Source organism: Labrenzia sp. 5N, from assembly GCF_012395805.1.
Taxonomy (GTDB): domain Bacteria; phylum Pseudomonadota; class Alphaproteobacteria; order Rhizobiales; family Stappiaceae; genus Roseibium; species Roseibium algicola.
This window is the reverse complement of the sequence record NZ_JAAZTM010000009.1, coordinates 68,773-86,770: the sequence shown is the minus strand read 5'-3', so window position 1 is coordinate 86,770 and position 17,998 is coordinate 68,773. Positions and strand designations below refer to the sequence as shown.

The 17,998-nt window shown below is 60.9% G+C and carries 17 protein-coding genes; 7 read left to right on the top strand and 10 right to left on the bottom strand.

From position 1 onward, the window contains the following. Positions 1–43: 43 nt before the first annotated feature. Together HEP89_RS10140 and HEP89_RS10135 are read right to left on the bottom strand one after the other, a co-directional pair. Positions 44–1,072 (bottom strand): ABC transporter permease, encoded by a 1,029-nt coding sequence (locus HEP89_RS10140; protein ID WP_023002859.1) that lies wholly within the window; start codon positions 1,070–1,072, stop codon positions 44–46. Further along, entirely contained in the window at positions 1,069–2,607 is a 1,539-nt protein-coding gene (locus tag HEP89_RS10135; RefSeq protein ID WP_031270191.1) for a sugar ABC transporter ATP-binding protein, read from the bottom strand. Before HEP89_RS10135 ends, HEP89_RS10140 begins: the two co-directional genes overlap by 4 nt. A 138-nt stretch (positions 2,608–2,745) precedes the next feature. On the opposite strand from HEP89_RS10135, the gene mtnK reads away from it, so the two are divergent. From mtnK to HEP89_RS10115, 4 genes are read left to right on the top strand one after another with little or no spacing between them, the layout of a single operon-like run. Further along, positions 2,746–4,008, top strand: coding sequence for an S-methyl-5-thioribose kinase (mtnK, locus tag HEP89_RS10130; protein ID WP_062486659.1), 1,263 nt, complete (start codon positions 2,746–2,748; stop codon positions 4,006–4,008). Then, positions 4,005–5,114 (top strand): S-methyl-5-thioribose-1-phosphate isomerase, encoded by a 1,110-nt coding sequence (gene mtnA, locus HEP89_RS10125; RefSeq protein ID WP_168691950.1) that lies wholly within the window; start codon positions 4,005–4,007, stop codon positions 5,112–5,114. The genes mtnK and mtnA overlap by 4 nt, the downstream gene beginning before the upstream one ends. Further along, the gene (locus HEP89_RS10120; protein ID WP_062486654.1) at positions 5,111–6,130 is read left to right on the top strand and encodes a sugar-binding transcriptional regulator; all 1,020 of its coding nucleotides are present in this window, start codon (positions 5,111–5,113) and stop codon (positions 6,128–6,130) included. Before mtnA ends, HEP89_RS10120 begins: the two co-directional genes overlap by 4 nt. Continuing rightward, the gene (locus HEP89_RS10115; protein WP_075283982.1) at positions 6,123–6,791 is read left to right on the top strand and encodes a class II aldolase/adducin family protein; all 669 of its coding nucleotides are present in this window, start codon (positions 6,123–6,125) and stop codon (positions 6,789–6,791) included. Before HEP89_RS10120 ends, HEP89_RS10115 begins: the two co-directional genes overlap by 8 nt. 13 nt (positions 6,792–6,804) lie before the next feature. Here HEP89_RS10115 and HEP89_RS10110 read toward each other — a convergent pair whose 3' ends face one another. From HEP89_RS10110 to HEP89_RS10090, 5 genes are all read right to left on the bottom strand, one after another. Further along, the gene (locus tag HEP89_RS10110) at positions 6,805–7,308 is read right to left on the bottom strand and encodes a DinB family protein (RefSeq protein ID WP_023002853.1); all 504 of its coding nucleotides are present in this window, start codon (positions 7,306–7,308) and stop codon (positions 6,805–6,807) included. 22 nt (positions 7,309–7,330) lie between these two features. Beyond that, complete coding sequence (locus HEP89_RS10105) at positions 7,331–7,990, bottom strand: carbonic anhydrase (RefSeq protein ID WP_139314252.1); 660 nt, start codon at positions 7,988–7,990, stop codon at positions 7,331–7,333. Positions 7,991–8,196: 206 nt separating this feature from the next. Then, positions 8,197–8,574 (bottom strand): hypothetical protein, encoded by a 378-nt coding sequence (locus HEP89_RS10100; protein ID WP_168691949.1) that lies wholly within the window; start codon positions 8,572–8,574, stop codon positions 8,197–8,199. 119 nt (positions 8,575–8,693) lie between these two features. After that, entirely contained in the window at positions 8,694–10,451 is a 1,758-nt protein-coding gene (locus HEP89_RS10095; protein ID WP_168691948.1) for a diguanylate cyclase, read from the bottom strand. 200 nt (positions 10,452–10,651) lie between these two features. Next, the gene (locus HEP89_RS10090) at positions 10,652–12,649 is read right to left on the bottom strand and encodes a protein meaA (RefSeq protein ID WP_077291546.1); all 1,998 of its coding nucleotides are present in this window, start codon (positions 12,647–12,649) and stop codon (positions 10,652–10,654) included. A gap of 285 nt (positions 12,650–12,934) precedes the next feature. Here HEP89_RS10090 and ccrA point away from each other — a divergent pair, with 285 nt between their 5' ends. Beyond that, positions 12,935–14,230 (top strand): crotonyl-CoA carboxylase/reductase, encoded by a 1,296-nt coding sequence (gene ccrA / locus HEP89_RS10085; RefSeq protein WP_023002848.1) that lies wholly within the window; start codon positions 12,935–12,937, stop codon positions 14,228–14,230. A gap of 138 nt (positions 14,231–14,368) precedes the next feature. Here the strand turns inward: ccrA and HEP89_RS10080 are convergent, their stop codons facing one another. Beyond that, positions 14,369–15,043, bottom strand: a complete 675-nt coding sequence (locus HEP89_RS10080) for a class I SAM-dependent methyltransferase (protein WP_168691947.1) — start codon at positions 15,041–15,043, stop codon at positions 14,369–14,371. A 279-nt stretch (positions 15,044–15,322) separates the two neighbouring features. Between HEP89_RS10080 and HEP89_RS10075 the strand changes: the two genes are divergently transcribed. Continuing rightward, positions 15,323–15,859, top strand: a complete 537-nt coding sequence (locus HEP89_RS10075; RefSeq protein WP_306355459.1) for a CAP domain-containing protein — start codon at positions 15,323–15,325, stop codon at positions 15,857–15,859. A 9-nt stretch (positions 15,860–15,868) separates the two neighbouring features. On the opposite strand, the gene HEP89_RS10070 is transcribed toward HEP89_RS10075, so the two are convergent. Then, the gene (locus tag HEP89_RS10070; RefSeq protein ID WP_023002845.1) at positions 15,869–16,435 is read right to left on the bottom strand and encodes an SH3 domain-containing protein; all 567 of its coding nucleotides are present in this window, start codon (positions 16,433–16,435) and stop codon (positions 15,869–15,871) included. A 200-nt stretch (positions 16,436–16,635) separates the two neighbouring features. Here HEP89_RS10070 and HEP89_RS10065 point away from each other — a divergent pair, with 200 nt between their 5' ends. Further along, positions 16,636–17,127, top strand: coding sequence for a hypothetical protein (locus HEP89_RS10065; protein WP_208984621.1), 492 nt, complete (start codon positions 16,636–16,638; stop codon positions 17,125–17,127). A gap of 21 nt (positions 17,128–17,148) precedes the next feature. Here the strand turns inward: HEP89_RS10065 and HEP89_RS10060 are convergent, their stop codons facing one another. Then, on the bottom strand, positions 17,149–17,913 hold the full coding sequence (locus tag HEP89_RS10060) for a GH25 family lysozyme (RefSeq protein ID WP_023002843.1): 765 nt from the start codon (positions 17,911–17,913) through the stop codon (positions 17,149–17,151). Positions 17,914–17,998: the final 85 nt, after the last annotated feature.

Sequence of the window (17,998 nt, the reverse complement as noted above, 5' to 3'; positions counted from 1 at the left end):
AGCATTTGTTTTCCTCCCAATGGAAACGGCGCCATTCAGGGCGTCACGCTGTTCTCCGGCCCCCACGTCGCGAGGACAGGTAGAATGTGAAGACAAGGGCGGCAACCAACACGGCCCCCTTGACGAAATCCTGCATGTAGTAAGGAGCGTTCATCATCGTCAGCCCCTGAAGAAGAATGCCGACAAACAGTGCCCCTGCCGCCGTGCCGAAGGCGTTCGGGCGGGCAGCGCCCAGTACCGCGAAGCCGATGAGGGCTGCGGCCACGCTGTCGAGCAGAAGGTTGTTGCCGGAGGCGATGTCACCGCGGCCAAGGCGGGCAGCCAGCAGAATGCCGCCAACCGATGCCAGCATGCCGGAAATCATGTAGGCCACGATCTTGTAGCGCTGCACGTTGGTGCCGACCAGTTCGGCAGCCCGTTCGTTGGAGCCGATGGCATACATCAGGCGGCCATGCCGGGTGTACCCCAGGAACAGCCAGATCAGCAGCGCGATCAAAAGGAACACCACCACCGGCACCGGCAGCAACCGGTCCAGGAACAGGTCGAACCGGTGCCGACCGAGCCACAGGAAGGCCGCGGAGAACGTTCCCTCCGCAACGACGCCCTCGCCCAGGCTCATCCCGGTCGCAATCGAATTGCCCTGGGTCGGAATGCGCTGCAAACCGATGAGAAGGAACATCATGCCGAGCGTCGCCAAAAGGTCCGGCACCCGCATCTTCACGATCAGGAACCCGTTGATCAGCCCGACGACCGCACCCATCACCAGGCAGAGTGCAACCGCGACAAAGGCGGATTGCTCCAGCACCACCATGGAATAGGCGGACAGCATCAGCGCCGAGGTTGCGACCGAGCCGATCGACAGGTCGAACCCGCCCACCACCAGCGTACAGGTGACACCGAGCGCGAGAATGCCGGTAATGGCCACCGACTGCAGGATGAAGACTGCCGAACGCGGGCTGGCAAAGCCGCTGGCATAGAGGCTGAAGAAAAGGGCCAGTCCGCCGAGTAGGACGAGGAAGCCGTAGCGGATGGCAAGTTCGAGCGGGTTCTTGTTCATTGTTCCGGTATTCATCCTGCCATTGCCTGCGTTGCTGGCTCGCTCTGCCCCTGCCCGCCTGCGGGCCCGGAGACATCCGCGACCAGACGGTTCAGGTCGACGTTCTTGTTGATGTATTCACCGACGATGGCGGCCTCGTGCATGACGACGATGCGGTCGGCGATTTCCAGGGCCTCGTCGATTTCCGCCACGAAGACGAGCGTCGTGCGCCCTTTTGCGGTCTGCCGGATGTAGTGACCGATGTCCCGCCGGGCGCCGATGTCGACACCCTGGAAAGGTTCGTCCAGCAACAGCACGCGGCTTGCCTGCAACAGCCAGCGGCCGATCATGACCTTCTGCTGGTTGCCACCCGACAGGGTGTTGATGCCGTCGCCGTTGCCCTGACAGACGATCCCGATCTTGCCGATCATGTCGTCAGCAGCCCGGCGCTGTCCGCGTTCGCTCAGGAAAGAGAACCGGCTGAATGCCCCCAGGAAAGGCAGTGTCATGTTGTTGGCGATGTCGAAGTCCGGCACCACGGCGTTCACGCTGCGGTCCTTGGGCGACATGAACACACCCTTGGCGACGGCGTCTTCCGCACTCTTCGGAGTGTAGGCCTTGCCGTCCAGGCGCAAGGTGCCGCCGGCCGGTTTCGCAAGGCCAAACAGCACTTCCGCCAGTTCCGTGGTGCCGCTGCCGAGCAGACCCGTCAAGGCAACCACTTCGCCTTCGCGAGCAGTCAGATCGATCTGCGGGCCATTTTCGTGTAGGCGCACACCATCGACTTCCAGGATCGGATCACCGCCGGCAACCGGATCGATATCGACCTCGGTCATCTGGTGGCCAAGCATGGCGTTGACCGCGCCGACATAGTCCAGAGGCTCTGTCTCGAACAGGCCGGAAATCGCCCCGTCTCGCATGGAAACGATCCGGTCGGCCACGCGGCGGATGTCCGACATGCGGTGGGAAATATAAAGAATGGCGACACCTTCCGCACGCAGCCGGTCAATCAGCGCGAACAGGCGGTCGGCTTCGGAAGCGGACAGTGATGAGGTCGGCTCGTCCAGAATGAGCAACTTCGGCGCGCGGGCCATGGCACGTGCGATCGCGATCATCTGGCGGTCGGCAACCTCCAGATCCGCAACACGGGTGCGCACGTCCATCGTCAGACCCATGCTTTCGGCAACCTTGCGGGCCTGCCGGCGAAGTTTCCTGTCGTTGACGAAGAAATCGGCACCCGGTTCGGTCAGGAGGTCCAGCGTCAGGTTGGTGGCAACATCGAGATCCGGAATGACACCGTCATCAATGGACTGGTGAACGGTCACGACACCCTTTGAGATGGCATCGGCCGCATCAAGCGGCTTGAAGGGTGCACCGGCCAGCTCGATCTCGCCGGCATCGGCAAAATGATAGCCGCACAGGACCTTCACCAGCGTCGACTTGCCGGCACCGTTGGCTCCCATCAGCGCCGTGACTTCGCCGGCGCGCAGCTCCAGATCGATCCCCCGAAGCACGTGGTTGCGCCCGAAGGACTTTTCCAAGCCGCTCAATTTACAGGTGACGTCTGGCACCTTTCCTCCCGATATTTTTGCGAGTTCCTCCCCCGCTTCTCATCGTTACAACACGCTAAATAGGCATTTGTCAACTGTGTTGACTTTTGAATAATCTTGACCATTATCGGGGCAAAATAGGGAGGAACAAGACCCAAGATGGACACGCCAGACCTCTATCGGCCCCTCACGCCGGAAACGCTCGGCGAAAGACTTTCCGGCATTTCCGCCGTTGCGGACAGGATCGGAGCAGACCCGTCTGACTGGACCGTTCGCGAAGTTGGCGACGGCAACCTGAACCTCGTCTTCATTGTCGAGGGCCCCAAAGGCACGATCATCGTCAAGCAGGCACTGCCCTATGTACGCCTGGTGGGCGACAGCTGGCCGCTACCGCTTTATCGCGCGCTTTACGAGAACCATGCGCTTGTGCGACAGGCCGCCCGTGATCCGGGCGCAGTGCCGGAGGTCTACCACTTCGATGAGGACCAGGCGCTGATCGTCATGGAATTCCTCTCGCCGCACAAGATCCTGCGGCGCAAGATGATCGATGGTGAAAAGGTTGCAGGGCTCGGTACTTTCCTTGGCACCTTCTGCGCCCGCACCGCGTTTCGCGGCTCGGAACTGTCCATGAAGAGCGCGGACAAGAAGGCCGATGTCAGCCTGTTCGCCGGCAACGTGGAAATCCCCGCAATCACCGAAGCGCTGGTTTTCACCGATCCTTATTTTGCTGCTGAAATGAACCACCACACGGAAGGTCTCGACCCCGTTGTGGCAGACCTGCGCGCCAATGCCGAACTGAAGGCAAAGGTGCAGCGGTTCCTGATGAAATTTGCCTCCAACACCGAAACAATGGTGCACGGCGACCTGCACAGTGGCTCGATCATGTCCACGGACAGCGACAGCCGCGTCATCGATCCCGAATTCGTGCAATACGGCCCGCTCGGCTTCGACATCGGCATGCTGACTGCCAACTTCCTGATGGCCTATTTCAGCCAGCCGGCTCATCGCAGCGCGGAAACACTCGACGATTTCCAGGAATGGGTTCTGTCGGTCATCGCCGAAACCTTCTCATCCTTCGAGGCCGAGTTCACCCGCCTCTGGAACACCGAGCGCACCGGCATGCTTTACCCGGCTTCCCTGTTCGAGGATCAGGGGCAGGCATCGGACTTCGCATGTGCGGGCCTCCTGCAGGAAATCCGCAACGAAGCCATGGGCTATTGCGGTATCGAGATGCACCGCCGTACCCTGTCGCTCGCCCACAATGCCGACTTCGAGGAAATCGAGGACAAGCAGCTGAAGCGCCGTCTGGAAACGCGCAACCTGCTGATGGGGGCCGACCTCATCCTGTCGCCAGAAAGTTACGGCTCGACCGATGCGCTCGTGAAGCTTGCGCGCCAATTCAACAAGAAGGACATCCCATGAAGGTCAACGGCACTCATTACCGCTCGCTCTGGTGGGATGACGACAAGGCTGCCCTGCAGATCATCGATCAGCGCTGGCTGCCGCACGAATTCCGCATCCAGCAGGTCGACACACTTCAGGACTTCGCCGACGCGATCGTTGAGATGCGCGTGCGCGGCGCGCCGCTCATTGGTGCTACCGCTGCCTACGGCATGGCACTGGCCGCAAAGATCGACCCGTCCAACGCGCATCTGGACACGGCCTGGGAGTTTCTCGACAAGACCCGGCCGACGGCCATCAACCTGCGTTGGGCGCTCAACCGCTGCCGTGCGCACCTGCTCCCGCTGCCGGAAGCCGACCGTCCCGCCGCAGCGCTGAAGCTCGCGCACGAGATTTCCGACGAAGATGTCGGCATCAACCACAGCATCGGCCAGAATGGTCTTGAGATCATCCGCAAGATCGCGGCCAGCAAGAAGGACGGTGAGCCTGTCCGCATCCTGACCCATTGCAACGCCGGCTGGATTGCGACCGTGGACTGGGGCACGGCGACGAGCCCGATGTATCAGGCCCATGACGCCGGCATTCCGATCCATGTCTGGGTGGATGAAACCCGCCCGCGCAACCAGGGCGCCCTCACCTCCTGGGAACTGGGCAGCCACGGCATTCCGCACACCTACATCACCGACAATGCCGGCGGCCACCTGATGCAGCACGGCCTTGTCGACATGGTCATCGTCGGAACCGACCGCACCACACGCCGCGGCGACGTCTGCAACAAGATCGGCACCTATCTGAAGGCACTCGCCGCCAAGGCCAACAACGTGCCGTTCTACGTTGCCCTGCCTTCACCGACCATCGACTGGACGGTAGATGACGGCGTTGCCGAAATTCCGATCGAGGAACGCCAGGAACGCGAAGTCACGCACATCCAGGGCCTGACGGACGACGGCAAGATCGGCGTCGTGCAGGTGACACCGGTCGGCACGCCCGGCGGCAATCCTGCCTTCGATGTCACGCCGAACCACCTCGTCACCGGCCTGATTACCGAACGCGGTGTCTGCGAGGCCAGCGCCGAAGACCTTGCCGCCCTCTTCCCGGATCTCAGCAGGATCGCCAAGAGCGCATGAGCCCTGGCCCGACCAGTTCCCGGCCAACCGGCACCAAGGCCGCGGCACCCTCCGCGGCCACCAGGGCGCGCAGCCAGGACGATGCCATCATCGAGGTCACCTGGTGCTACTACCAGGAAGGCATGAACCAGAACGAGATCGCCGAGCGCCTCGGCATTTCGCGGGCGACGGTCGTCAACTATCTGTCCGAAGCGCGAAAGCGCGACTATGTCCGCATCACACTGGACACGGACATCTTCCGCGATCACGACCTGGCGCGCCGTCTCGTCGACCGGTTCGGTCTGCAGGACGCCATCGTCGTTCCGACATCCCCCGCCGGAGCCGATCAGTCCCTTGACCGAGTAACCCGGGTGGTTGCCGACTGGCTGCCAGGTCTGCTGGAACCGGGCGACCGGCTTGGCGTTGCCTGGGGCGAAACGGTCTACCGGGTGGCGGAGGCCGCGCCGCGGGTGACGGTTCCGGACCTTACCGTGGTTCAGCTGGTCGGTTCGCGTCCGGCAGCTCTCGGCTTTGCCGCGGAAACCTGCTCGGCAACGCTCGCCCGCCGCTATGGCGCGCACTGCGTCAACCTTCATGTGCCGCTGCTCTTGTCCAACCGGGCGCTGGTGGAAGAACTGAAGCGGGAACCGGTGATCCGCATGCAGCTTGATGCAGTGGCCGACTGCAACAAGACCATCTTCGCCTGCGGCACCTGCACCGCAGACAGCCACGTCGTCCATACCGGCCTGCTTGACCCCGCCGACGTTGACCCATGTGCGGAACGTGGTGCCATCGGCGTGATCTGCGGCCGCCTGATCGACCACGACGGCAACGGTCTCAACCGGGAAATCGAGGACCGGATGATTGCCGTGACGCTGGACCAGATGCGCGGCAAGGACATGGGCCTGCTGGTCGGCTCCGGCCCGGACCGTGCCAGACCGATGCTGGCCGCCCTGCGCGGCGGCTACGCCACCCACATCGCCACCTGCTCGGAAACGGCGACGGAAATGCTCAATCTGACGGAAAACAATGCTTAAGACGCCTTATCAGGACACTCCCGAACTTCGCCAGGCCATCATCGATTCCTGCAAGGAGATGAACAGCCGCGGTATCAACCAGGGCACATCGGGCAATATTTCCGCGCGCGCAGGCGACCGGATGATCATCACGCCCTCCGGCGTGCCCTATGACCGCATGACCCCGGAGATGCTGGCCTCCATCCCGCTGGACGGCGACAGCGCTTTCGAAGGGCCCCTGCCACCTTCAACCGAATGGCAGTTCCACCTTGCGCTGCTGCGGGCAAAGCCGGACATGCACGCAGTCGTGCACGCCCACCCGGTCCACTGCACCGCGCTGGCGATCAACCGGATGGAGATCCCCTCCTGCCATTACATGATCGCGCTCTTCGGTGGTGACACGGTTCCCCTGGCAGGCTACGCCCTTTTCGGCAGCGACGAACTTGCGCGGGAAGTGACAGACGTCATGAAAGACCGGCAAGGCTGCCTGATGGCCAACCATGGTGCCGTGGTTGTCGGCGAGACCCTTGAAAAGGGCCTCTGGCGTCTTGAGGAACTGGAAGTCCTGGCCAAGGCCTATATCCTCAGCCGGACGATCGGCTCGCCGCACATTCTCTCGAAATCCGAGATCGACGCGGTGCTTGGCGCGGTGAAGAACTATGGAATGAAGACGGAAGTCTGAACATACTTCCCCGTCACACCAGATCGGGCATGAACGGCAGATCGGTAACGCCGATGTCATGCCCGGCCTGTGTCAACAGTGTCGACACCTGGCCGCGATGATGGGTCTGGTGATTGAACATGTGGGTGACAAGCATCCAGCGCGGCCGGGACCGGGGAATACCGTCCTGGCCGCTTGTCCATTCCAGATCCTCCGCCAGCCAGTCGATGGTCAGCCACTCGGCAAAGTCGGAAATCTGCAGGCACATGTCGAAATGGGCGGCTTTCAACTCATCGAAATTCTCGAAGAGGTCAACGCCCATGCCCTTGATTTCGTATTTGCGGCCGGTGAAGCGGCTCATCCAGGCCCTGTCGGCAAACAGAATGTGGTTAAGCGTGGAATGCACGGACCGGAAGAAGGCACCCCGGTCCGCCTTGCGGTCTTCGTCACTCATGAGATCCGCTGCCGCATAGACCTTTTCGGTCATCCAGCTGTTGTATTTGGCCATTCGGCGATAGAGCACCGGATCGACGAGCATGACGTCCCTTTCCTTGCAGCGCTTATCCCGCAGTGGCGAGAGCTTCAGGGGCTGTCGTGGAGAATCTCTGTGTTTCGGCGTCCATGACCCGCAATTCGCCGGACCCGATGTCGAACCAGGACCCGTGCAGGCTGAGTGACCCCGCCGAAACGGCCGCCTCGATGAACGGGAAGGTCATCAGGTTCTTCAGCGACTGGCGGATACCGGCATATTCCATGGCAAGCTGAGGATCGTCAGCCTTGTCCACCGGCATGCAGGCCATCGCGATTGCCGCCGGCTCCAGCAGCTTGATCCACCGACCAATGAACTGACCTGTCGCCATCGGCGCATTCGCGTTTTCCCGGAACGCCTTCACGCCGCCGCACTGGCCGTGTCCCATGATCACAATGTGCTTGACCTTGAGCCCGTTGACCGCGAATTCGATCGCGGCGCTTGTGCCGTGCTGGCCTTCCGTATCCTCGTAAGGCGGCACCAGGTTGGCAACGTTGCGCACCACGAACAATTCGCCCGGACCGACATTGAAGATGCCTTCCGGCGTAACGCGGCTGTCGCAGCAGGAAATCACCATCACATCCGGCGTCTGACCATAGACCGCCAGGCGTTCATGGGTTTCCTTGTACCTGACGAACCCCTTGTTGAGGTAACGGCCGTAGCCTTCGAGAAGATGTGCGGGGAAAGTCAAACTCAAGTCTCCAGCTCTTGTCACCCGGGATCAGCCACCTGCGCCAGATATGGGCAGGCCTGCCAACCGGAATGGCGGCACCTGGCACTGCATCCCGAAGGACGCGCACCTGTGCACGAACGATAGGGGATCTCCCCTGCCGGCCATAGATACGGGTTAATACGTAACGAGCCAAGTGACTTCAACCTTTTGGACGACTTCGTCCGTCAGGTCGCAACATTCACCTCATGGGGCGTCTCACCGTCCTCGTGATCCTCATAGGCATGACGGACGTTGTCCGCGGGCATCCTGTCCACAGGTCCCCGCAAGGGGTGTACCGGCCCGTGATCGATGCCCGGTTCCATGACCTGCAACGCGACAGCCCGATAGGCGGCAACGCCATCCAGCACATGATTTACGGTGTGGTGATCGTCAACAAGAACTGCCGGAGTGTCCTCGGACATCCCGTTTTCATTTTCGTGGCGCTCTGCGGTGTCACGCTTCTTTCTGCGGTCGTAACCGGTGCCGTCACCGTCACGGTCCGCGGGGTACTCTGTCGCATGCGCCACGACCTGGGCCGATTGCGGCCTTTCGATCGTCGCCATTCCGGCCTCCTGGCCCTCAGAGAATTGCCGCCTTCTGGCGGAACCCGCCAATTGTTTCAACAAAGGGTTAACAAAACTTTACGTTAAGTTAACCCTCGGTATTGTCAAAGGCAACTGCCTCAGGCCGACTGGGACCGAGGGGTCGGATAGTCGACACAGACCCGGTTGCGGCCTGACGATTTGGCGATGTAAAGCGCCTGATCCGCCCGGGCGATCGTGTCTTCGACATCACGATCATCAGCCGTGACTTCCGCCAGACCAATGCTGACCGTGACGGAGATATTGCCAACGCCGGCATCCACGGTGAGGGCTGCAATTCTCAACCTGATGCGCTCAGCCAGAACCCAGGCACCGTTTGCGTCATTTTCCCTCAGCAGGAGAACGAATTCTTCCCCGCCGAACCGGGCAGCCTTGTCGGTCGAACGGATTTCTTCAACGATGGCATCCCCGATGGCCCGGATGACGTCGTCACCGGCCCGGTGCCCGAATTGGTCATTGACGGTCTTGAAATGGTCCGCATCGATCATCAGCACGCTGAACAGCCGGTCATGGCGCTGGAAGGTCGCAAAGGCATCTTCCGCAAATGGCTGGAACGCACGCCGGTTCAGGAGGCCCGACAGGGAATCGTGTTCCGCCAGCGTTCTCAAGGAGCGGATGTCGGCTCCCAGTTGCCGGTTCCGTTCCTCACTGGACCGTATGTTGCGGCTGTATTCGTCCTTCAGAACCGCCAGCATGTCCCGGGCTGTTCTTGCGCTTTCTTCCACGGTACCGAGCCGGCGCAGCAGCGACCTGACGGAGGCAGACACCTGCGAAAGCTCCCGGAACCCGTGCAGGCGCGGAACTGTCGTTTCCTTTTCGTCACGCCCGATCCTGTCCAGTGCTGAGACCAGGCCGAGAAGCGGCTGCGAGATGGTGCGAGACGCAAGCCATGCCAGCAGCGCGGAAAGACAGGCAACCGCAAATCCGATCAGAAAGATATTGCGAACCAGAGCCGCCACCCGAGCGGACACGACGCTGACCGGCTGCTGCACGGCAACTTTCCAGCCCAGCCCCGGATAATCGCCAAGGCCCGAGGTTTCGACCTCCGCGACCACCATGTCGGGATTGCCGGGATCGTAGGCAGTAGTTTCCTGGGAGAGGCTCGTGCCCTCGGCGTCTTCCCCGACAAGCACCGTGCCGTCGCGCGCAAGCACGAAGAGATCGAGCCCTTCCTTGCCGAGATTGTTTTCCAGAACATCGCGCCGGGTTTCTTCCGCCCAGCTCCAGCTCATGTGCGCACCGAGTACGCCCGCCAGTTTTCCGTTTTCGTCTTTTACCGGCATTGCCACGTCAACGAAACGAAACGGTGCTTCGTCGGGGCTTGTCCGCAACAGGTGGTCAAGCAGCTTGGCAAGATGCACATCCTCGACCGCGGGCCCTTTCAGGCCACTGATGAACCAGGGCCGTTCGGCAACGGATGCGCCCTCCAGCATGCCCTTGGTTGCCGCCACGACCGTGCCGTCGACAGATGCAAATCCGATCCAGGCATATTGCGGCAGGCTGCGCTGCAGCTGGTCAAGCGTTTCACGGATGATGTCGGGATTGCGGGTCCAGACAGGCTTCAGCAGTTCCATGTCTGCGACGTTGCGCACTTCGCGGTAACGGTCGAACATCGTCTGGTCCAGCCGCTGCGCCATGCTGCGCGCAACCAGGGTCAGGTCCCACCGGTTTTCCCGGATGGCTTCGCCGCGTGCAATCAGGGCCGCACCGAATGCGGCCACCGCGATCGAAAGGATGCAAAGCGAAGCCGCCAGAAGGGCAATCTGCTGGCGCAGACTGGTCCCGTCCCGCAATCCGATGAGGACTGAAGTTATTCTGGAAATTGGCTTACGTATCATCGGATCGCTTCCTGCTTAGACCCGCGCTAAGGGAAACTACTAATGGCCAAGTATAAATAAATCTTGAACCCGCCAGCGAAACCGACGCAGCCACGACTGCGCCAGTTGCAACTGAAAGTTTATCCGAGACTAGAAGAGCGAATAATTTTCGCCAATAAATACTTCAATCGGCATTATTGTCACTTTCGACGAAGGCCGGTTCAAGCAGCCTGTTCTGCACGGTTGCCGACAATCTTCACCACATCGGCCATAATATCGGTGAGCTGGAAATCCTTGGGTGTATAGACCGCCGCAATGCCTTGCGCCTTGAGCTGTGCGGCGTCTTCGTCAGGGATAATCCCGCCAACCACGACCGGAATATCGTCCGCACCGGCTGCCCGCAGGCGGTCCATCACGTCACGCACCAGGGCCAGGTGCGAGCCGGACAGGATCGACAGACCGATCACGTGAACGTCTTCTTCCACCGCGGCGTTGACGATCTGCGCCGGCGTCAACCGGATTCCCTCATAGACCACCTCCATGCCGCAGTCGCGCGCCCTGACGGCAATCTGTTCCGCACCGTTCGAATGCCCGTCGAGACCCGGTTTGCCGACCAGGAACTTCAGCCGGCGGCCAAGTTTCTTTGATACCGCCTCCACGTCCGAGCGGATGTCTGCCAAAGTGCCGGCATTGTCCCGCACGGCCTGGCCGACACCGGTCGGTGCACGGTACTCGCCAAAGACCTCGCGCAGTGTCCGGCCCCATTCGCCTGTGGTCGCTCCGGCCTTGGCCGCGGCAATGGAGGGCTCCATGATGTTGCGGCCTTCCTGGGCGGCGGCTTTCAGGTCCGCCAGCGCGGTTTCGACCGCGGCTTGATCGCGTGCATCGCGCCAGGCCTTGACCTTCTCGACCGCTTCTTCCTCGACATGCTCGGAAACGGTGAGAATGCCGCCGTCTTCCCCGGCGGCCAGAGGTGAAGGCTCGCTGTCCGTCCAGCGGTTGACACCGACCACCACCTGGTCGCCGCCTTCGATCGCGGCAAGGCGTGCGGAATTGGCTTCCACAAGCTGGCGCTTCATGTAGCTGCTATCGACCGCGGCAACCGCACCACCCATGGCATCGATCCGGGCAAGTTCCTCGCGGGCTTGCGCCTTCAACTCTTCCACCTTGCGGGTAATTTCGGCCGAGCCGTCAAAAATGTCCGCATAGTCCAGAAGGTCGGTCTCATAGGCAACGATCTGCTGCATCCGCAGCGACCACTGCTGGTCGAACGGTCGCGGCAGGCCCAGCGCCTCGTTCCATGCCGGCAGTTGCACAGCGCGGGCTCGCGCATTCTTGGACAAGACCACCGCCAGCATCTCGATGAGGATACGGTAGACGTTGTTTTCCGGCTGCGGCTCGGTCAGCCCGAGGCTGTTCACCTGAACCCCATAGCGGAAGCGGCGATAGCGCTCGTCCTCAACGCCATAGCGCTCCAGGCAGATCTCGTCCCACAATTCGGTGAAGGCGCGCATCTTGCACATCTCGGTAATGAACCGCATGCCCGCATTGACGAAGAAGGAAATCCGGCCGACAGCCTTCGGGAAATCTTCGTCAGGAATGGCACCGCTCGCCTTGATGGAATCCAGAATGGCCACCGCCGTTGCCAGCGCGAAGGACAACTCCTGAACCGGTGTCGCGCCTGCTTCCTGCAAATGATAGGAGCAGACGTTCATCGGGTTCCATTTGGGCATGTTGGAATAGGTCCAGGCGATGACATCGGTCGTCAGCCTGAGCGAAGGCGCCGGCGGAAACACATAGGTGCCCCGGGACAGATATTCCTTGATGATGTCGTTCTGGGTCGTGCCCGACAGCAGTTTGCGGTCGGCGCCCTGTTCGTCGGCAGCCGCTATATAGAGCGACAGCAGCCAGGGTGCGGTCGCATTGATCGTCATGGAGGTGTTCATCCGCTCCAGCGGAATGTCCTGGAACAGGGTGCGCATGTCACCGAGATGAGCCACCGGAACACCGACCTTGCCCACTTCACCGCGCGCCAGGGCGTCATCCGGATCGTAGCCGGTCTGAGTCGGCAGATCGAACGCAACGGACAGGCCGGTCTGACCCTTGGCAAGATTGCCACGGTAGAGCTTGTTCGATTCGGCCGCCGTCGAGTGGCCCGCGTAGGTCCGGAAAATCCATGGACGATCTTTCTCCGGCCGGCTCTCACCCGATGCACTCATGCCACTCATCCTCCTAAGGCGTTCTGCTGCCTGTTTTTTCTTGATTTGGCAGCACCGCGTCAGCCTGTTTCTCCCGAACAGTCAGCAGTCTGCCGGAGTTTACGCGACTGCGAAACCCCAATGTGCAATGCAAAATATGGTTGGCATCAAAACGCAAGTTAAGCAATAGTCGTATAGAACGGTGATCGTTTTTGAACAATAGTTGCGCAAAATTGGGTATTTGCCCGATTACGACTTGTGCAAATGCGAAATTCTGAGGCCCAAAAGAAGCCCTGGGAGGGGAGAATGACAGCGACCGCGGAAGCCAATGACAACCAAACGCGAGAGGGCGCGCCGGTGAAAGATCTTTATGAAATCGGAGAGATCCCGCCGCTCGGACACGTTCCCAAAAACATGTATGCCTGGACCATCCGCCGGGAACGCCACGGGCCGCCGGAAGACGCCATGAAACTGGAAGTCGTGCCAACCTGGGAACTCGACAGCCACGAGGTTCTAGTTCTGGTGATGGCCGCCGGCGTCAACTACAACGGCATCTGGGCAGGCCTCGGCCAGCCGATCAGCCCGTTCGACGGTCACGGCGCCGCCTACCACATTGCCGGCTCCGATGCCTCGGGCATCGTCTGGGCCGTCGGTGACAAGGTCAAGCGCTGGAAAGTGGGCGACGAGGTCGTGGTTCATTGTAACCAGGACGACGGCGACGACGAGGAGTGCAACGGCGGCGACCCGATGTTCTCCACCTCCCAGCGGATCTGGGGCTACGAGACACCGGACGGATCGTTCTCGCAGTTCACCCGCGTGCAGGCCCAGCAGCTTATGCCCCGGCCGCGCCACCTGACCTGGGAAGAAAGCGCCTGCTACACGCTGACGCTCGCGACCGCCTATCGCATGCTGTTCGGCCATCACCCGCATGAGCTGAAGCCGGGTCAGAACGTGCTTGTCTGGGGCGCCTCGGGTGGCCTTGGCTCCTACGCCATCCAGTTGATTACGGCAGCCGGTGCCAATGCCATTGGCGTCATCTCTGACGAGGACAAGCGCCAATTCGTGCTGGATCTCGGTGCCAAGGGTGTGATCAACCGCAAGGACTTCAAGTGCTGGGGTCAATTGCCGACGGTCGGCTCGCCCGAATATGCGGAATGGTTCGCGGAAGCGCGCAAGTTCGGCAAGGCGATCTGGGACATCACCGGCAAGGGCAACAACGTCGATATTGTCTTCGAACACCCGGGCGAGGCAACCTTCCCGGTCTCCACCCTGGTCTGCAAGAAGGGCGGCATGGTCGTCATTTGCGCAGGCACGTCAGGCTTCAACTGCACCTTCGACGTCCGCTACATGTGGATGCACCAGAAGCGCCTTCAAGGGTCACACTTCGCCCATCTGAAGCAGGCCTCGGCCGCCAACAAGCTGATGATCGAACGGCGCATTGACCCTTACATGTCCGAGGTCTTCCCCTGGGATCAGATCCCGAAGGCCCATACCAAGATGTGGAAGAACCAGCACGCACCGGGCAACATGTCCGTCCTGGTCTGCGCGCCGACCACCGGCCTTCGGACCTATGAGGACGTTCTGGAAGCCTCCACCCGCTGATCCGGCACGTCGCCTTCAGGGCAACCACCTGCAGGCGGCGGGCTCAACAAGCTCCCTGAAAGGCTGGGGGCCTCAAGCCCCCTTAGCCTCATGCAGCCTGACCAGCCCGTGTCTCACGGGCTGGTCTTTTCTTTTTGATTACCCGGCGGTAGCGACCCAGCCTCTGAAGGTGAAGGCCGTGTAGAAGGTCTCGACGTCGACAAATCCGGCCTGCCTCAACAGATCCGCATCCTGCTCGGGCGTCAGCACCGGCAATCGCTCCTTCATCGCAGCCATGCCGTTTTCGGTAAGCGAACGGGAAGTACCGGATTCGGTGGAAAACGCGGCATATCTTGCCAGCCACCTGTCCTTGCCCGCAGGGTCGGTCGGAAAGCTGTGATGAACCGAAACGAAGGCTGCTCCAGGCTTCAACCGTTGCCGCAGTCCGGAAAGCGTCTTCAACCTCTCCTCCCGATCCAGAAAATGAAGCGTCAGCAGGCAGGCAGCGCCATCAAATTGTCTCTCGGGGGCATCATGGATGTATCCCTCCAGCAGGCTCACTCTTGCCCCGAGGGGACCAAGATGCTCATGCGCCTTTTCCAGCATGTCGGCGGACGGGTCGACACCAAGGAAACGCCAGTCCGGGTGCATGCGGGCAAAGGCTTTCAGTTCAACGCCGCCACCGGCACCAAGCACCAGGATTGTCCCGTCCGATGGCGCCCGCTCCGCCAGCAGCAGGCCGGTCATTTTGTGCATGTCTGCAAGCCCGGGAACGAGCCTCGCCGTTCTTTCCGCATATCCGGCGGTTGATGCGGCTCCGGAAAACAGGGACATGGAAAAGGTCCTCAAGCAATGTGTGCCTGGTGCTCCGATCCATACCAAGACGTTCGGCACCATCATGTTACTTTATATGTAACTTGAAAATTGCCATTCAAGAAACCTGCTCCATTTTTTCCAACCCATTGCGCGCACACCCCAGCTGAAAGGCTTGTGCACCGGTTTCAGGAGCCTTGCGCCGCAATTCTGCTCAACTGTCGTCCCATCACCTTCCAAAGTGAGGCGAATCATGTGCCTCACTAAATCTCATTGATCCTGAGCGGGAGCTTCAACAGCGTGGCTGACAATCCGATGGTCCATCGATCCCTGAAACTCGCCCTCGCCGGAGCGCTGCTGCTCTCGGTTGCCGCCTGCATGGGCGACCGCATGCAGACACCGCCCTTCTACGAGGACATGGCGCGTGTCGACGGTGTGGTGGATGCTGCAACGGCCGCTCAGATGATCTCGCAATACCGGATCAACAACGGACTGTCGCCCGTGATTGCCGATCCGCAGCTGACATCCATTGCAAAATCGCAGGCCGACGCAATGGCCGCGGCCGGAAACGTTCAGGCATCGCTCGCCCCGAACCAGCAGCTGGCAACCCGCATGGCCTCCATCGGCGAGCCGAAGACGGCTGCCGCCGAAAACGTCAGCGCCGGATACAGAACCTTTGCCGAAGCTTTTTCAGGCTGGCGGGAAAGCCCGAAGCATAACCAGGTGTTGCTGACGAAAGACGCCACCCGGCTTGGCATCGCGACGGCTTACGCGCCCAATGCCAAGCACAAGGTTTTCTGGTCGCTGGTCATGGCCGGACCGAAACCGGCCCGGTAACAGCCCGCGTCAATAGATACGCGGCTCGAAATACCTTTGCGGATAACCGGGAAATGAATCCCAATAGGGCCGGATAATGATCGGCTGCGGCGGCGCGACCACGACAGGCGGCGCTTCGTAAAGCGGTTCCGGTGCATAGACTGGGCCCGGTTCAACCGGCGGCGGATCATAGGGAGGATCGCCCTTGTAGACTGGCCCGCCGCGATAGGCAGGCGCAGGCGCCTCCGCATAGATCGGGTAATCCCGGTAGTAGCGCTGCACACCCAGGTTGATGCCCGCGCTGGGGATCGGCCGGCCATAATAGATGCCTTCACCGCCATAGCTGAGATATTGGCCGGAAACCCATCCCTTCACATTGGTGAAGGCGGCATCGCACCAGCCGAAGTCGGCCGTACACCCGAAAATGGTTACCCCACCCCCGCGCGGCACGGTGGCCATCACGGGATAATTGGTTCCCGGTCCGGCGCGCATGTTGAGATTGGCCGTCGTGAAGGCAATGGCCGGCCGTGATTGTGCGCTTGCTGGCAGCACCATCATCACGATCGCGGCAAATGCCAGCGAAAAGCGGATCAACATGTTCAAAACTCCAAAGTTCTGCGCCCTGACGCTTTCAAGAAGCGGCTAGCATCATGGCAAAAGTATAGCGCTGCAGGCGTCTCTATTCCTTCTCACGCCAAATGCTGCCCGCCCCAGCTTGCGCCCAGCTTGCGTCCGATTTGCGTTCGGTCTGCATTTCGGGCTTGATAGGCGCACGAACAGCCGGGGGGCTTTGTGAAGTGAAACGAATTCAATCTGTTGCGTCTGCCATGGCGCTGGCGGCGCTCTGGTTTGCTGCATCCATTGCACCGGTGTCGGCCTTCGATGCGCATGCGGGCTATTATTACCCGGAGGTGCAGACCCAGGAGGTTTATGTCTCAGAACTGGGCCTTGCACCTGACACGGGCAAGCGGTCGCGGGCAGCCTTCGTCAGCGGCCTTGCATCCCAGAACGCAAAACTGGGGTATCCGCCCGGATATCACCTGTTCGCCAAGGGCACCGAACTGGAAAAACTGATTGTGGTGGCAACCGGCGACGGGCGCTATGACACGCTGTTCCGGCTGCGGGCCCTGCTTGCCTCGCTGACCTCGATGGCCCGCACGACGGAACTCTTCGCACGGTCAAACCAGCCGCAAGACCTGAACTTCCTCGATCTTTGCAAGATGATCGGCTTCACCCAGGTCACGGTCAGCAACGGCAAGGACGTCACGCACCAGATCAAGGTGCGCTAGCGGTATTGGCTCAGGGAACGGTCAGCGCCTCAGCTTGCCGTTCAGCCAGTCGCGGTACTGCGACTTGGTTCCGAAGAACGCATTCCGGTCGACGTCACCTTTGACGCCCGGCACCCGGCCCTCGGCCGTATACTGCCAGAACACCCAGTCGTCGCGCTGCTCATAGATGTTGTTCGGGAAGCTGGCGACCGAGCGCAGCCAGAATTGCTCGTTCTTGAGCGCACCGACCAGCCTGTCTCGGTGAAAATCGACCGAGGAATAGATCACCGGGCGCTTGCCGTAGTGCTTTTCCATTTCGTCGAGAAAGATCTTCATGTCCCGCAGGATCTGCGGTCGTTCCGGCCGTTCCCGGCAGGTCTTGGAATGCGCATTCCATTCCATGTCGAGAACAAGCGGCAGGGCTTGCGGGTCGACGGGAACGATTTCCTTCACCCACGAAATCTGTTCTTCAACCGGACGGCAGAAATAATAGAAGTGATAGGCCCCGCGCGGCATGCCCGCCTGGCGCGCTGCTACCCAGTTCTCGACAAAGCGCGGGTCGACGTGGTCGCCGCCTTCGGTCGCCTTGATCCAGGCAAAGGCGACACCGCCCTGTTTTGCGGCCGCCCAATCGATATCGCCCTGCCATCGGGACACGTCGATGCCGTGTACCGCGTAGTCTTCTGGCGTTGGATCCGGAAAGTCGTAAGCCGCGCACGAGCTTAAAAAGATGAACCCGAAAATGGAACAAAACGATTTTACGATTGCCAGCACAGCGTCCTCGGCAGGGTTAAGAAAGGCTTTCACTCACCGCACAAAATGCGCGGGATTTCCTAACGGAGCGTAGACGAAATCACGATTTCTCCGCATAAACACGTATCTGTTATCGTGC

Bases quoted from the DNA above. Each gene is read 5' to 3' on its own strand.
- HEP89_RS10140 (WP_023002859.1), bottom strand. From the start codon at position 1,072: ATGAATACCGGAACAATGAACAAGAACCCGCTCGAACTTGCCATCCGC.
- mtnK (WP_062486659.1), top strand. From the start codon at position 2,746: ATGGACACGCCAGACCTCTATCGGCCCCTCACGCCGGAAACGCTCGGC.
- mtnA (WP_168691950.1), top strand. From the start codon at position 4,005: ATGAAGGTCAACGGCACTCATTACCGCTCGCTCTGGTGGGATGACGAC.
- HEP89_RS10120 (WP_062486654.1), top strand. From the start codon at position 5,111: ATGAGCCCTGGCCCGACCAGTTCCCGGCCAACCGGCACCAAGGCCGCG.
- HEP89_RS10115 (WP_075283982.1), top strand. From the start codon at position 6,123: ATGCTTAAGACGCCTTATCAGGACACTCCCGAACTTCGCCAGGCCATC.
- HEP89_RS10110 (WP_023002853.1), bottom strand. From the start codon at position 7,308: ATGCTCGTCGATCCGGTGCTCTATCGCCGAATGGCCAAATACAACAGC.
- HEP89_RS10100 (WP_168691949.1), bottom strand. From the start codon at position 8,574: ATGGCGACGATCGAAAGGCCGCAATCGGCCCAGGTCGTGGCGCATGCG.
- HEP89_RS10095 (WP_168691948.1), bottom strand. From the start codon at position 10,451: ATGATACGTAAGCCAATTTCCAGAATAACTTCAGTCCTCATCGGATTG.
- HEP89_RS10090 (WP_077291546.1), bottom strand. From the start codon at position 12,649: ATGAGTGCATCGGGTGAGAGCCGGCCGGAGAAAGATCGTCCATGGATT.
- ccrA (WP_023002848.1), top strand. From the start codon at position 12,935: ATGACAGCGACCGCGGAAGCCAATGACAACCAAACGCGAGAGGGCGCG.
- HEP89_RS10080 (WP_168691947.1), bottom strand. From the start codon at position 15,043: ATGTCCCTGTTTTCCGGAGCCGCATCAACCGCCGGATATGCGGAAAGA.
- HEP89_RS10070 (WP_023002845.1), bottom strand. From the start codon at position 16,435: ATGTTGATCCGCTTTTCGCTGGCATTTGCCGCGATCGTGATGATGGTG.